At 39.4% G+C, this 15,948-nt stretch carries 14 protein-coding genes; 4 read left to right on the top strand and 10 right to left on the bottom strand.

The genetic code is table 11. The features are described from left to right. Positions 1-151: 151 nt before the first annotated feature. On the bottom strand, positions 152-1,087 hold the full coding sequence (gene cyoE / locus V4P57_RS01810; RefSeq protein WP_455466944.1) for a heme o synthase: 936 nt from the start codon (positions 1,085-1,087) through the stop codon (positions 152-154). Positions 1,088-1,436: 349 nt separating this feature from the next. Between cyoE and V4P57_RS01805 the strand changes: the two genes are divergently transcribed. Both V4P57_RS01805 and tldD read left to right on the top strand, forming a co-directional pair. Further along, the gene (locus V4P57_RS01805) at positions 1,437-2,015 is read left to right on the top strand and encodes an invasion associated locus B family protein (protein ID WP_455466943.1); all 579 of its coding nucleotides are present in this window, start codon (positions 1,437-1,439) and stop codon (positions 2,013-2,015) included. A 117-nt stretch (positions 2,016-2,132) separates the two neighbouring features. Continuing rightward, positions 2,133-3,551: a metalloprotease TldD gene (gene tldD / locus V4P57_RS01800; protein WP_455466499.1), complete on the top strand. Its 1,419-nt coding sequence runs from the start codon at positions 2,133-2,135 to the stop codon at positions 3,549-3,551. Positions 3,552-3,615: 64 nt separating this feature from the next. Here the strand turns inward: tldD and V4P57_RS01795 are convergent, their stop codons facing one another. From V4P57_RS01795 to V4P57_RS01760, 8 genes are all read right to left on the bottom strand, one after another. Then, positions 3,616-4,869: a class I SAM-dependent RNA methyltransferase gene (locus V4P57_RS01795; RefSeq protein ID WP_455466498.1), complete on the bottom strand. Its 1,254-nt coding sequence runs from the start codon at positions 4,867-4,869 to the stop codon at positions 3,616-3,618. Beyond that, entirely contained in the window at positions 4,866-5,612 is a 747-nt protein-coding gene (locus V4P57_RS01790; RefSeq protein ID WP_455466496.1) for a TlyA family RNA methyltransferase, read from the bottom strand. Before V4P57_RS01790 ends, V4P57_RS01795 begins: the two co-directional genes overlap by 4 nt. A gap of 1 nt (position 5,613) precedes the next feature. Continuing rightward, positions 5,614-7,536, bottom strand: coding sequence for a 1-deoxy-D-xylulose-5-phosphate synthase (gene dxs, locus V4P57_RS01785; RefSeq protein WP_455466495.1), 1,923 nt, complete (start codon positions 7,534-7,536; stop codon positions 5,614-5,616). 237 nt (positions 7,537-7,773) lie between these two features. Next, a complete protein-coding gene (locus V4P57_RS01780; RefSeq protein WP_455466494.1) occupies positions 7,774-8,028 on the bottom strand; it encodes an exodeoxyribonuclease VII small subunit in 255 nt (84 codons plus the stop codon). 7 nt (positions 8,029-8,035) lie between these two features. Then, the gene (gene ribB / locus V4P57_RS01775) at positions 8,036-9,142 is read right to left on the bottom strand and encodes a 3,4-dihydroxy-2-butanone-4-phosphate synthase (RefSeq protein ID WP_455466493.1); all 1,107 of its coding nucleotides are present in this window, start codon (positions 9,140-9,142) and stop codon (positions 8,036-8,038) included. Positions 9,143-9,145: 3 nt separating this feature from the next. Further along, on the bottom strand, positions 9,146-10,246 hold the full coding sequence (aroC, locus tag V4P57_RS01770; protein WP_455466492.1) for a chorismate synthase: 1,101 nt from the start codon (positions 10,244-10,246) through the stop codon (positions 9,146-9,148). 144 nt (positions 10,247-10,390) lie between these two features. Further along, positions 10,391-11,209: an enoyl-ACP reductase FabI gene (fabI, locus tag V4P57_RS01765; protein WP_455466491.1), complete on the bottom strand. Its 819-nt coding sequence runs from the start codon at positions 11,207-11,209 to the stop codon at positions 10,391-10,393. A 122-nt stretch (positions 11,210-11,331) separates the two neighbouring features. Then, positions 11,332-12,234, bottom strand: coding sequence for a DnaJ C-terminal domain-containing protein (locus V4P57_RS01760; RefSeq protein ID WP_455466490.1), 903 nt, complete (start codon positions 12,232-12,234; stop codon positions 11,332-11,334). A gap of 318 nt (positions 12,235-12,552) precedes the next feature. Between V4P57_RS01760 and pdxH the strand changes: the two genes are divergently transcribed. Further along, positions 12,553-13,176: a pyridoxamine 5'-phosphate oxidase gene (gene pdxH, locus V4P57_RS01755; protein ID WP_455466489.1), complete on the top strand. Its 624-nt coding sequence runs from the start codon at positions 12,553-12,555 to the stop codon at positions 13,174-13,176. Between the two features lie 352 nt (positions 13,177-13,528). Here the strand turns inward: pdxH and ubiA are convergent, their stop codons facing one another. Beyond that, a complete protein-coding gene (ubiA, locus tag V4P57_RS01750) occupies positions 13,529-14,533 on the bottom strand; it encodes a 4-hydroxybenzoate octaprenyltransferase (RefSeq protein ID WP_455466488.1) in 1,005 nt (334 codons plus the stop codon). A gap of 91 nt (positions 14,534-14,624) precedes the next feature. Between ubiA and purD the strand changes: the two genes are divergently transcribed. Beyond that, positions 14,625-15,899, top strand: a complete 1,275-nt coding sequence (purD, locus tag V4P57_RS01745) for a phosphoribosylamine--glycine ligase (RefSeq protein ID WP_455466487.1) — start codon at positions 14,625-14,627, stop codon at positions 15,897-15,899. Positions 15,900-15,948 lie beyond the last annotated feature (49 nt).

Genomic DNA, 15,948 nt, shown 5'->3' with positions numbered 1-15,948 from the left:
CAAACAGATTATCGTTATGCATGACATCAGCCGTGTAAAAAAACGGGAAAATACTACCTTCCCCCGTAATATTACCCATATCTGACGCTCTCTTATCACATTTTCTTCAAGCAAAGTTATTTTTAAAGTTCGCTCTTTTCATTTCACTGTGCTAGAAATTGATAAAATGCCAAACTAGGGTTTCGATTAAAAGAGTTCCAAAGAGAGCAGCCAAATAGAATAACGAAAAGAAAAACGTTTTTTTTGCCATTAAAATAGTTGCGTCATGCGTGTCAGCTTTCCACAAACGATAAGAAAAATAAACAAAAATAATGCTCAAAATTGTTGAACAAATACCATAAAAAATTCCCGCAAAGCTGGTAATATAAGGCCCAGCAGCGCATATTGCCATAAGAACAGTATAAAATAATATCTGTTTTTTTGTTGAGTACTCGCCTCTTGCATTAGGCATCATAGGAATGCCTGCTGCGTCATAATCAAGAGACAAAAATAAAGAAAGAGACCAAAAATGCGGTGGGGTCCACATAAAAATGATTAAAAATAATAGAAAGCTATCAATACTTACTGTACCCGTTGTCGCAGCCCATCCAATCATTGGCGGAAAGGCTCCAGCTGCACCACCAATAACAATATTTTGTGGCGTTATGCGCTTTAGCCAAATTGTATAGATAACAACATAAAAAAAGATTGTGAACGCAAGAAAAAGAGCTGAAAACCAATTAATAAAAATCCCCATAATTAATACAGAAAGCGCAGAAAGAACCATGCCAAAGATAAATGCCTTCCTAGAGCTGATTTTTCCACTAGGAATGGGGCGATTTTTAGTACGTTCCATCACTGCATCAATGTCAGAATCATACCACATATTAAGTGCCCCTGCACCACCACCACCTATAGCAATACACAAAATTGCTAAAAAACCATAAAATGGACTAATCGGAACTGGAGATACAACTAGTCCAACTAGAGCTGTAAATATAACGAGTGACATAACCCGTGGTTTTAATAACGTGATATAATCACCAATACCGGATTTTGGCGGAATTGATTTACCACTTGCAGCCGATAATTCTCCTGAAACAGACATTCCACTCAAAGACCTCCTCCATTTCTATCATCCACAAACAAATATTGTCTAGCATAAGGGAATCACCAATTAATAGCACAGTGTTTTTGAAAACATGCAGGATACCCCTCCTCTTCCCCAAAAACAAACCGAAATATTTGCAACAAAATTTTTCAAACACACATCATTTCTCATACGAAAAGCGTACTATATACACTATACTAAACATCATAAAGTAACGCTAAAAGCCTTGTCTTCTATGACATGCTATTTTTCCTACTTTTATTTTGTGTATATGGATTAATAGTTTGGAGAGATAATGGTTTTATGTTATAATTCTAGCTTGAGAGTTGATTTTTTATACAGAGCTATGCATAACGATGTAGTGTTGAGGTGGTTGGGGTTTTCTGTGGTACTTTATGAATTAATAAAAAAGACTCTCTTTGCTGGTATGATTATCTATACGCTCTACAATATTCCTGCCTATCATGTACTGGCAGCGGTACCTCATGTGCAAAATGTCCCTGCTCCACAAACCTACGGTGCATGGACAAAGGTTTGCTCTCTACCACCAGGTACACCAAATGTACAATGTGAAGTCGTACAAAACGTACACACACAAAGTCGTCATGATGTTACTCTCCGCGTTACGTTTTATAAACTCCCTAAAAATCAAGGAGCTTTAATGCGTGTTTTTGTTCCTATCCGCGTTGAGTTGCGTCCTGGTGTTGGACTTAAAATTGACGATAAAAACATGGGAAGAGTAGAATATCGCCGTTGTCTTGGTGATAATTGTGTTGCTGAAGCTTTTCTTAAAGAAGATGTACTACAGCTTTTTTTTAAAGGTAAAATGGCAACCTACTTTATTTTCATAACTCCTGAGCAAGCAATTGGAGGCATCATTGATCTTCATGGTCTTAGTGACGCCTATGCAACATTACCAACATAGTAAAATTTACGCATATTGAATGATTAAAACCTCATAGTGTACTTCACAGCTTCTTAAACAAGACAAATGGAAACAAATGGAAATTTTCCAAGCACTCATAAAAATAGGATAACCACTATGAAATCACTGATTGACCATTTTGATATTGCTTCATCTAAAGTACAATCACTGGTACAAGAAACGCTTCATCACGCTGATGATGGTGAACTTTACCTAGAGTATACAGAAAGCGAAACCCTTTTATTTGATAATGGACAGCTTAAAAATGGCTCATTTCATCAAGATATGGGATTTGGTTTGCGCGTTGTTGCTGGAGAGGCCACTGGATATGCACACTCTAGTGAATTATCCGCTGCTGCACTCAAACGTGCCAGTGAAGCAGCGAAAGCTGTTACCTATAATAATCATGCAGGACCTTATAACGCAGCTCCTCAAAAAACAAATAAAAGACTTTATCAGCCACATAATCCCCTTGATGCCCCATCATTTGAAGAAAAAAGTGCACTTTTGCAAAAAATTGATACCTATTTGCGTGCAAAAAATGATAAATTGCATCAAGTTACTGTTTCTCTCTCCGGCTCACTACAGCATGTTGAAATTCTACGCGCAGATGGGCACCTAGTTCGTGATATTCGTCCTCTTGTACGACTTTCTATATCTGTAGTTGCTGCTGAGGGTAATCGGCGTGAAAATGGCTTCTATGGGTGTGGTGGACGGCAAGCATTTAGCCAATTCATTAGTGAAGAAAATTGGAAAAAGGCTGCTGATGAATCCTTGCGTATGGCTTTAATAAACTTAGAAGCAGAACCAGCACCAGCAGGAACATTTGATGTCGTCTTGGCCAATGGATGGCCTGGTGTCATGCTTCATGAAGCTGTTGGTCATGGTTTGGAAGGTGACTTCAACCGCAAAAAAACATCAGCTTTTGCTGGACTTTTGGGCAAACAAGTTGCCGCAAGGGGTGTTACAGTCGTTGATGATGGCACGATTCCCCAGTGTCGTGGCTCACTCACTTTCGATGATGAGGGCACCCCATCAGGATATAACATTCTTATTGAAGATGGAAAACTCATTGGTTTTATGCAAGACAGGCTAAATGCCAGGCTTATGGGGGTTAATCCAACCGGAAATGGACGGCGTGAATCCTATGCATATGCGCCAATGCCGCGAATGACGAATACGATCATGCTAGGGGGAGATAAAACGCCTGAAGAAATTTTATCCTCACTAAAAAGTGGTATCTATGCTGTTTCATTTGGCGGAGGACAAGTTGATATCACTTCTGGAAAATTCGTCTTTGAATGTACTGAAGCTTATAGAATAGAAAATGGAAAAATTGTTGCGCCAATTAAAGGTGCGACCTTTATCGGAAACGGACCAGATGCCATGAAACGTATTACGATGATTGGGAATGATAGCAAACTTGATAATGGTGTTGGTATGTGCGGAAAAGCCGGACAAAACGTTCCTGTTGGCGTTGGGCAACCTCATCTGCGAATTAATAATATGACAATTGGTGGAACAGCACTTTCATAAAATATGCCAAATCAACCTGATTAAAAAATTATCAAAGGAATTTAGAAGAACTTTTCAATTTAGGCTAAAGATTCCAGCTTGCCTTTGCTTTGCGCTTGCTCAAAACAGCAACAATTTCAACATGTGGTGACCATAAAAATTGATCAATCGGTATGATTTTTTCCACTGTATAACCACCTGCAACAAGGAGAGATAAATCACGAGCAAATGTAATAGGATTGCACGAAATAGCTACTACGCGTGGTATTGTTGTCTTGGCCAATTCACGTATTTGTTCTTCTGCACCGGTGCGTGGAGGATCAAAAACGACACTATCAAAACACTCAAGTTCCTTTGTAGAAAGTGGATGGCGAAAAAGATCACGTTTTTCACAAGTTACTGTTTTTAAACCGATCGCAAAACGCGCTGCTAAATTCAGATTTTCTAAGGCTGTCTTATCATTTTCAACCGCATGAACATTCATTTTTTTAGCCATACGTAACGTAAAAGTTCCAACTCCTGAAAATAGATCAGCAGCATTCTTTGCTTTTTTTAAATGAGTCAAAATAATATTGCTTATGATATTTTCAGCTGCGTAAGTTGCTTGGAGAAACCCGCCAGCCGGGAATTCAACACAGACATCTCCGAAATAAACCAATGGTTTTTCTTGTTCAACCAAAACTTCATCTTCAACAGACAACCGCGTAATCCCGCATGAAAGAGCTGCACGCACCATTTTTTGACGAATAAGTTCATCTCGCACAAAACAACCACTTAAAGCAACATCTAAACCATTTTGAACAGATGTTATCGTAACATGAAATCGTTTAGCATGATTACTTAGAAAAGAACATAGCATCCTAATATCACTCAACCGAGATATAAGCTCTGGACAGCTCACTGGACATTCTTCAAGAACAACAATATCATGAGAGAGATGACGATTAAAACCGACTCTGTAACCTTGCGGTGTCATGGATGCTGTTAAAGTAATTCGCCGGCGGCTATAGGGCTTACATTCGATTAAAGGCGAAACGACAACATCAATTCCATACCCTTTAAGCGCATCAATAACCAGTTGTCGTTTCCATACGCGATAAGCATCAGAACGCCAGTGCTGAAGTGCACACCCTCCACATTCTCCAAAATGCTGGCAAAGAGCATTAACACGTTCTGGTGATTTTTTCTTTAATGCTATAAGTGTACCATATTTTCCACGAACAGCGATTTCAGCAGACTCTCCTGGTAAAGTAAAAGGAACATAAACCAAGCCATGCAATGTTTTAATTATACCATTACCATTCGCTCCAATATGGTCGATTATGACATTATCACTCACTCTTGTTTTTCTCCGAATAACAAATATTCCAAATTACCATCACTGCCTGCAATAGGTGAAGGAAGTAAACCTTTTGCACTCCACCCTGCTTGAGTGTCCAGCCAATTAAAAAGCCTTTCAGCAGTTTCTTTAGCCATTGACGGATCTTTTAATACCCCACCCTTACCAAGATTCTTACGTCCGACCTCAAATTGAGGCTTGACCAATAAAACGGCTTGGGCTCCCTTCTTGGCTAAAAACAAAACAGGAGGTAATGCAAGCTTAAGAGAAATAAAGCTGACATCTGAAACGATGAGATCAACTTCCCGTCCGCCTAAATGTTCCTGTTTCAAATCTCTAACATTTAAGCCTTCTAATAAAGTTATTGCACTGTTTCCAGATAAACGTTCATCAAACTGATGATGACCAACATCAACAGCAATAACATAGGCCGCCCCACGTTCTAAGAGAACCTGTGTAAAACCACCTGTTGATGCACCAATATCAATAGCCGTTACTTTATCCGTTACAATCGGAAATGCATCAAGCGCACTGATTAATTTTAACGCTGCACGTGAAACATAATTCTGTGCTGGATCGCAAACTACAATCTGTGCGTCATCAGAAATGATTTGCCCAGCTTTTAAAATTATTTCGCCGTCAACTTTAACAGTCTGGCGTATAATAGCATCACGTGCCCGTGAGCGCGTCGTAAAAAAATTTTTTTCAACTAAAAGAATATCAAGCCTTTTCCTAACGGCCATCTTATACTCGAATTTTCTGTACTGTCCGAATCTTGCGTCCCAAAGCAGTAAAAACGGTATTAACAATACCAACAGCATCAAGTCCAACACGCGAAAGAACTTTCTCTGGTGAACCATGGTTTAAATATTCGTCAGGAAGTTTTAATGTACGAACTTTTAAACCATGTTCTAATAGCCCTTCTTGTGCCAAAAATTGTAATAAGTGCGCTCCAAATCCGCCTATTGCGCCCTCTTCAATTGTCACCAATACTTCATGCTCACATGCCAAACGGCGCATTAAATCCTTATCTAAAGGCTTTGCAAATCGTGCATCCGCGACCGTCGTAGACAACCCCTCTGCCACCAATTCATCAGCAGCCACCAACACTTCTGACATCCGCGTTCCAAAACAAACCAGAGCTATCCTGTTTCCTTCACGCAGAACACGTCCTTTTCCAATTTCTAACAACTCACCGCGCTGCGGTAAAGCTATACCAATACCTTCACCACGCGGATAACGAAAAGAAAGGGGCCCCTGATCATAAGCTGCAGCGGTACGCACCATATGCATCAGTTCAACTTCATCAGAAGGCGCCATAACAACAAATTCAGGAAGAGTTGCCAAAAAAACAATATCAAAACTGCCTGCGTGAGTCGGACCATCTGCACCTACAAAACCTGCTCGATCAATTGCAAAACGTACCGGTAATTTTTGAATCGACACATCATGAATAATCTGATCGTAAGCGCGCTGTAAAAAAGTAGAATAAATCGCAACAAAAGGCTTATATCCTTCACAGGCAATACCCGCAGCAAAAGTTACAGCATGCTGCTCAGCAATACCAACATCAAACATCCTTTCAGGAAACTTTTCAGAGAAAGCATCAAGACCTGTCCCCGTTGGCATTGCCGCCGTTATACTAACAATCTTATCATCATGCGTAGCTTCCTCTATTAAAGCCTTAGAAAATACCTTAGTATAAGGAAGAGCATTGCTTAGTGCTTTAACCTGTTTACCTGTTATAATATCAAAACGATCAACACCGTGATATTTATCAGATGATGCTTCCGCAGGTGCATATCCCTTCCCTTTATGCGTGACTACATGTACCAAAACAGGACCATTAGGATATTCACGAACATTTTCTAAAACGGGCAATAAATGTTCTAAATTGTGACCATCTATTGGTCCAACATAGTAAAAGCCAAGTTCCTCAAACAAGGTTCCCCCAACTAAAAAACTACGTGCAAATTCCTCTGAACGACGTGCTTTATCTAAAAAGAACTTGGGCAATTTTTTGCCTAATACCTTTACTCGTTCGCGTAAACTACGGTAAGCGGGACGAGAAACCAATCGTGCAAGATGAGCACTCATAGCACCCGTAGGCGGTGCAATAGACATATCGTTATCATTAAGAATAACAATCAAACGTGCATCCAAAGCACCAGCATTATTCATCGCTTCATAAGCCATACCAGCAGACATAGCACCATCACCAATTACAGCAATGATGTTCCGCCTTTCCTCTTTTTTCAAAGCACTAGCCACCGCCATGCCAAGGCCAGCTGAAATAGAAGTAGAAGAATGACCCGCACCAAATGGATCATACACACTTTCTGAACGCTTCGTAAAACCTGATAATCCACCTTCTTGACGCAATGTGCGAATTCTATCTCTACGCCCCGTTAAAATTTTGTGTGGATAGGCTTGATGACCAACATCCCAAATAATCCTATCCTCAGGTGTATTAAAAACATAATGCAATGCAACAGTAAGCTCAACAACACCAAGCCCTGCACCAAGATGACCACCTGTTGCAGAAACCGCATCAATTGTTTCCAGCCGCAACTCATTAGCTAATCTTACCAAGTCAGACTCAGGCAATGCCCGTAAATCATGTGGTAAACAAATACAATCAAGTAGTGGCGTCAATGTCCGAGACAAAAAAAGCTCCTTAAATATTATCTTATCAAGAGAGTAAAACTGTAAAAATATGTCTTCTCCCCTCTTCCATTTATAATTTCGCCTATTTTTACTGAAAAATGCTCTCTATTGGTAATGATTTATAGCTTTTCTCATTTCTAACTTATTTCATAAAAAAGAAACCGATAAAACTCGTCCCCTTAAACTAAACTCCTGTATCTCCTACATTGCAGTAAATATCCCCAAATTACTTAAATATTATTCAGAATCAAGAAGCTCTATACCTACTGGGGAGCCTTCCTCCGAAAGTTGAATTTTCTCAACTTTAGCTTCAGCCACTTTCAAGAGTTTCTCACAATGTTTTTTAAGAGATTCACCACGCTCATAAATATCAATTGATTGCTCTAAAGGAACATCCCCACGTTCTAAATTCTCGACAATCACCTCAAGTTGCTTAAGCGCTTCTTCAAAACTTAACGCTGCAATATCCCCTTTTTTTATCTCTTGTTTCATACAATCCTCACAAAATATCTGTTCTGAATATACGAATTCCAAAATCTTCTAAACCTGTATAATGGCACCCTTTAAAAGCATAAACAATAACAGAACGAATTCCTAAATTTTTCAAAATCTGTGATCCTAAACCAATTTGGCGCCATTCTTCTTCACGTTCAATTGCTTGCACGTGGTTTTCTGAACCTTTTCTCGCCATCTCCTGAATGCCAATAGCTGATTGCACAGCAACAGATCCTTCACGCAAATAAATAAACACACCACGTTTTTCTTTTTTCATCATACATTGCATGATATCTGTAATATCTGAAGATTGACCGAAAACATCGTTCACAATATTTTCACGATACAAACATACAGGAATATTCTCACCATCACAAATATCACCAAAAACGATTGCAATATGTTGAACTGCTCCCCAAGGCAATTGATAACTTTGAACAACAGCTGGTCCTATTGATGTTTCAATATGCATTTCTCCAACATATCTGATCAATATTTCCTTGCGTTGGCGATAAGCAATCAAATCTGCAACCGTTATTATATGCAATTGATTATCTTGTGCAAATTTTGTAATCTCATCTCCATGTTTAACGCTCCCATCATCATTGACTAACTCACCGATAACACCAACTGGCGGCAAACCAGCTAATTTACATAAATCAACGGCTGCCTCCGTGTGACCTGAACGCATAAGAACCCCCCCTTCATGCGCAATCAAAGGGAAAATATGTCCTGGACGAACAAAATCGTTCGCACCAGCATTTGGATTAGCAAGATTACGAACTGCTAATGTGCGGTCATGTGCAGAAATACCCGTCGTTATCCCATGTTTAAAATCCACAGTAACAGTAAATTGGGTACGGTGCGTGGAATCATTATCTGATACCATAGGAGCAAGATTAAATCGTTGCGCTTCTTCTTTTGGCATAGGTGCACAAACAATGCCCGTTGTATGACGAATGATAAACGCCATCTTTTCTTCTGTACAATGGGCAGCAGCAACAATCAAATCACCTTCATTTTCACGGTCATCATCATCGGTAACCACAACAATCTCACCACGTTCAAAAGCTTGAAGTGCAGAAACAATTTTTTTTTCGTCATATGCCATTATTCACCTTTTAAATCCCCCAACCTGACCGCGATGCCTTAGATAATGGTCAGCAATAGCACAAGCCACCATCGCTTCTCCAACAGGAACAGCGCGAATCCCAACACAGGGATCATGACGTCCTTTCGTTACAACGTTTACATCATTACCATCAACATCAATTGAACGACGAGGTGTGAGAATTGATGAAGTAGGCTTTACAGCAAAACGTGCAACTATCGGCTGCCCACTTGATATTCCACCTAAAATACCGCCTGCGTGATTAGATAAAAAGATTGGTTTTCCATCACTTCCCATCCGCATTTCATCTGTATTTTCTTCTCCTCTCAAGCGAGCTGCTGCAAAACCATCGCCTATTTCAACCCCCTTCACCGCATTAATCGACATGAGTAATGATGCAATATCCTGATCAAGTTTTGCGTAAATAGGTGCCCCTAAACCTGCCGGAACATTTTGAGCAACAATCTCAACAACAGCACCAACAGATGAACCATCTTTACGAACTTTATTTATATAATCACTAAAAACCTGCACCATCTCTGCATCAGGCGTAAAAAAAGGATTTTTATCAACCTCTGACCAATTCCAACGATCACGATCAATCATATGAGGGCCAATTGCTATCACAGCTCCCCGTATTATCAAGCCAGGAACAATTTTACGCGCAATAGCACCTGCCGCAACACGTGCTGCCGTCTCACGCGCTGAAGCACGTCCGCCACCTCGGAAATCACGAATGCCATATTTAATATCATAAGTATAATCCGCATGACCAGGACGATACTGATGGGCAATTGAGCTATAATCTTTCGAACGTTGATCTGTGTTTCGAATTAATAGAGAAATTGGTGTCCCCATTGTCACCAATGTCGTCCCATCATTTTGAATAATAACTCCTGAAAGCACTTCTACTTGATCTAATTCTCGGCGCTGTGTTGTATACTTGGATTGTCCTGGCCTGCGTTTATCAAGATAGGCTTGAACTTCTGCAACAGTAAAAGTAATCCCTGGGGGACAACCATCAATAACACAGCCAAGAGCAGCACCATGACTTTCCCCCCATGTTGTTACACGAAACAAATGTCCAAATGTATTATGCGACATGAAAAATGACTCGTTTCTTTATAAAATATACGCAACTACAGCTTCTGCTGAGTAGTATACAAACAGCCCCCTACTATAAACACTACTGGCTATCTTAGACACGACTAAATCACCGCTGTCAAAGAAAGTTTTGTAAACCAAATTCTATTCTTTAACGACGGAAATGTCTGGTGCATCAACAGCTTTCATACCTATGACATGATAACCTGAATCCACATGATGCACTTCACCCGTAACAGAACGAGACAAATCAGAAAGAAAATAAAGAGCAGAATCACCTACTTCTTCAATTGTCACCGTGCGGTGTAAGGGAGCATTATATTCATTCCATTTTAAAATATAACGGAAATCACCAATACCAGAAGCAGCTAACGTTTTTATTGGCCCAGCAGATATAGCGTTAACACGAATATGCCCAGGACCTAAATCCACTGCTAGATATCTCACGCTCGCCTCAAGAGCCGCTTTCGCAACTCCCATCACATTATAATTTGGAACAACCTTTTCTGCACCATAATAGCTCAGTGTTAAAATTGAACCACCATCTGGCATCAATTTCTCTGCACGCTTAGCTAGGGCTGTTAAGGAATAAACGGAAATATTCATGGTCATCATAAAATTTGATTCGCTAATATCAATATAACGACCACTTAATTCGTCCTTATCAGAAAAACCAATAGCATGAACTAAGAAATCGAGCTTGCCCCATTTCTTCTCTATTAGTTTAAAGACCGCATCAATAGATGCACTATCAGAAACATCACAATGACCGCAAACTAACCCTTCGACTTCCTCAGCCAAAGGCTCAACACGCCTTTTCATTGCCTCACCTTGATAAGTAAAAGCAAGCTCTGCTCCTGCGCTACTCGCTGCTTTAGCTATTCCCCAAGCGATAGAGCGATTATTGGCCAATCCCAAAATTAAACCACGCTTGCCGTACAATAAACCATTACTCTTAGCCATTAGCACTGCCCCATTGTTACTTAAAATTAATATTATTTATCTGCCTATGGCATAGGTCAACTTTTTCTTCAAGCAATTGGTTTAAAATCAAACAAAAACTATGCTTTTATATAATTCAAAAATTAATCTTTTTGCATTTGCAAAAATTGCTCTAACGCTGTATCTCTACCTTCCGGCAACATGATACGAACGTGCACATAAAGATCGTCTCTTGTGCCATTTTTTAAACGAAGCCCTTTTCCTTTCAATCGTAAAACACGATCAGAACTTGACCAAGCGGGAATAGTTAAAACCACACGCCCGTCCAAAGTCTCAACTTCTTCTTTTGCTCCCAGAACAGCATGTTTAAGGGGAACAGGTAAATCAAGATGGAGCGCCCTTCCTTCAACACGAAAACGAGGATGTTTTTGAATCTGGATGGTTATAAACGCATCCCCTGCTTGCCCCAAAGGCACCTCCTCTCCTTGACCTTTTAAACGAATAGTTTGACCATCTTCAACATAAGCTGGAAGTTTAATTTTTAACTTTTTTCCATTAGGAAAAATAGCTTCAACCTTTTCTGCTCCAACCATATGCTCCAATGTTATTGTAAGATTGGCACGAACATGAGCTCCTTGTTGAGGATGAGTATATTGTGCAGAATTTGCAAAGTTACCTCCTCTACCAAACAAATCGCGAAAAATATCGCTCGCATCAAAACCTGCACCGCTTGAAGAACTAAAATCAAAACCTTTTGCCCCTCCTGAAAAAGGATTGTGACTCTTGCTAAAATTTTCACCAGCACCATAGGCTTGATAAAGCGGTTTTCCTTCCATATCAATTTCACCGCGGTCAAATTGTGCTTTTTTGTCTTTATCACCTATAATTTCATAAGCTTGATTAATTTCAGAAAACTTTTCTTTAGCCCTTGCATCATCCATATTGTGATCTGGATGATACTTCTTTGCTAATCTTCTGAATGCCGATTTAATCTCTTGCAGCTTCGCGGTACGTGCCACACCCAGAATTGCGTACGGATCACGCATATTATCCTCTTTTCAATTTTTCTGTTTTCAAAATATCAACTGATATGTTGCTCAATATCCATTACAGCTTCATCAAGCTATCTCTAAAGAATACTTTTTCCTCTCTTTATATGTCTACAAAGAAACAAAAATACCAGATAAAGAAATATTTTATTTTAATATAGCTCATTACAATCATGCTAAAAACAAAAATGATTAAATACTTTATAATAGTACATGACGGCATTGGCTTCTTGAAACAAAAACAGTACTTTTCTTCTTGATAAGCAAGTAAATTAAAAAGATCCTCACTCATACTCGCTGATATTCGGAGATATTATGAACAATAAAGTACAAACAGACGATGGTTTTATGCAAATGCAAAAACCTTTTGCACTTTTTGCAACGTGGCTTGAAGAAGCAACGGTAAGCGAAATAAATGATCCTAATGCTATGGCATTAGCAACAGTTGATGAAACGGGCTTACCCAATGTTCGTATGGTTCTTCTTAAAGATTTCAGTCCTCAAGGCTTCGTCTTCTATACAAACTATGAAAGTTGCAAAGGACAAGAAATTTTAAAATCAATGAAGGCATCTTTATGTTTTCATTGGAAATCGCTCCGCCGTCAGGTCAAAATTCGGGGAATCGTTGAAAAAATTAGTACTCAAGAAGCAGATGCGTATTTCCAATCACGACCACGTGGCAGTCGAATTGGTGCATGGGCCTCCAAACAATCTCAGCCATTAGAAAACCGTTTTGACCTCGAAAAAGCAATTGCTCAATATACTATGCGCTATGCGGTAGGGAATGTCCCGCGCCCACCTTATTGGTCTGGATTTCGTGTTAAGCCGCTTTCTATCGAATTCTGGCGTGATCGCCCATTTCGTTTACATGACCGCCTACTCTTTACACGGGATTCTGTTGAACATGACGATTGGCAAAGACAACAACTTTATCCCTAATCCTTCAAGCTTTAAAGTATGAAGACTTTGCTCTCATAACGATTAAACAACTCTTTACAAAATAACAAGAAATCGATAGAATTTATTTTAAAATAGAAAATTACATCTTCACTACGAAACTTGGTTGATAACAATCTGTTGCTCCTGCATAACTTGAAAACAGGTTATAGTTACACGTCTATCCAATTAAAAACTGCTTCAGAAATCCTTTAATAAAGTAATCAGCAGTGTTAAAAACAGAGCATAGAAAAGGTGAAACGATCTTGCACATTTCAATCTTGGCGACATAAATAAGAAGTTACAATTTGAATTCAAGCAAGAGTGGTTTATTAGGGTATTCTTACCCCTGTTATTAAACAGCATGATGAAATATCATCCATATACCACCGCATGCTAAAGCAGCAAAAATCACAAAACCAATGAATGAATTCGATTTGAAAAGCTTTAAGCATTGTGAATTGTCATCTATATCAAGGACTTTAATTTGAATAAACATATGGACACTTGCAACAAAAATTCCCAAAAAGCTTAGAAGGGGAACTTGTGCCATATAAAACGCTAAGCTGACGAATATCACAAAACCACTATACAAAAATACCAACGCACGTTTGGTGGCTTTACCAAAAAGAAGTGCCGTGGAACGTACGCCGACAGTAACATCATCCTCCTTATCTTGATGCGCATAAATTGTATCATACCCTATCGTCCATAAGATAGATCCTATATAAAGTAAGATTGGTGCCCAACTCAAGCTTCCATACACCACTGCCCATCCCATTAATGCCCCCCAATTAAATGCAACACCTAAGAAAAATTGCGGCCAATAGGTTACACGTTTCATAAAAGGATAAAAGGCAACTGCTATCAGTGATGAAATCCCTAGAAAAAAACTGTATCTATTAAATTGCGATAAAACACCTAAACCAACCAAACATTGCACCAATATAAAAACTTTTGCCTGAAACCGACTCACATGCCCTGTTGGCAATGGGCGAGAACGTGTTCTCTCCACCTGAGAATCAATTTGGTGATCAATAAGATCATTCCAAGTACACCCAGCACCCCGCATCGCTATAGAGCCCAGAAAAAAAAGAAAAAGATACCAAATCCAATGAAAGAACATTGATAAAAGAGGCAATCGATGCATTTCATAAGAGAGAAAGGCCATTGTTGTTGACCAGAAACAGGGCCACATCAACAATTGCCATCCTATAGGTCGATCCCAACGCGCCAATTGAGCATAAAACCACAAAGAAGAAGGAAGAAAATGGTATACCCACTGTTTGGAAGATGCATCCATCACTCGTCCCTGACTCTCACAGGACTGAATATGTGCTATATTTTTACTTTTTTTCATCAAATAATTTTACCTTTGATCTTGCGATAGAGATATTTCATTCTTATGACAAGAAAATCCTTTTAATCTTCTTCTGTGATAGGAGCAAGCAATGAACATTCTTCTTATCGGCTCAGGCGGACGAGAACACGCTTTAGCATGGAAAATAGCAGCATCTCCACTACTAACAAAATTATATTGTGCTCCTGGAAATCCTGCAACAATGGAACTTGGTGAAAATATTGATTTGAACATTGATGACCATCCTACCATCATTGAATTTTGTAAAACACATTTTATTGACCTTGTAGTTGTTGGACCAGAAGCACCACTTGTTGCTGGTATAACAGACTCTCTTAATAACGCTAATATCTGTGTCTTTGGACCTACTCAAAAAGCGGCTCAGTTAGAGGGTTCAAAATCATTTACAAAGGATTTATGCTACAAGAATAACATTCCTACAGGAACTTACCAGTGCTTTAATGATTCTGTAAAAGCCAAAGCCTATATCCGTCAACAAGGTGTTCCCATCGTTATTAAAGCCGATGGCCTAGCTGCTGGTAAAGGTGTTGTTGTTGCAACAACAATAGAAGAAGCATTCAACGCAGTTGATGTCTGCTTCGAAAGTGCCTTTAATGATGCAGAAAAAAAAATTGTTGTAGAATCTTTTCTTGAAGGTGAAGAAGCAAGCTTCTTCTGTCTTTGTGATGGTAAAATCGCCATTCCCTTTGGATCTGCTCAAGATCATAAACGCGTTGGTGATGGTGATACAGGAGTTAATACCGGTGGTATGGGTGCTTATTCACCAGCTCCTATCATGACACAAGAAATGGTTAATCGTACTCTCAAAGAAATTGTTGAACCAACTCTATACAGCATGAACGCAATGGGATCTCCATTTAAAGGTATTCTCTTCGTCGGATTGATGATAACACAAAGGGGACCTGAATTAATCGAATTTAACGTGCGATTCGGTGATCCTGAATGTCAAGTTTTAATGATGCGTCTCAAAGATGATATTCTTCCACTTCTTCTTGCAGCAGCTCAAGGAAATCTTGAAAAAAAATCTCTTCAGTGGTCTGAAAGAACTGCTTTGACTGTTGTTATGGCCTCCAAAGGTTACCCAGACTCTCCTCGAAAAGGCACTGTTATTCGTAATGTTGATAAGGTGAATACTCTTTCTGATGTGAAAGTTTTTCAAGCCGGTACAGCATTACGCAATGGAGAACTCATTGCCAATGGGGGACGTGTTTTAAATATAACAGCAATAGGAAAAACTGTCATGCACGCACAAAAACGTGCCTATGAAGCGGTCGATTGTATTGATTGGCCAGAAGGTTTTGTTCGCCGTGATATCGGATGGCGAGCCGTTGCACGAGAAAGCTAAATTTTTTGAAAAGTCTTTTTTATAATTTTACGTGATAACGTGCTGTATA

This window comes from Bartonella sp. B39, assembly GCF_053795145.1.
The sequence above is the reverse complement of the archived record's forward strand: the minus strand, read 5'-3'. Positions and strand labels throughout refer to the sequence as shown.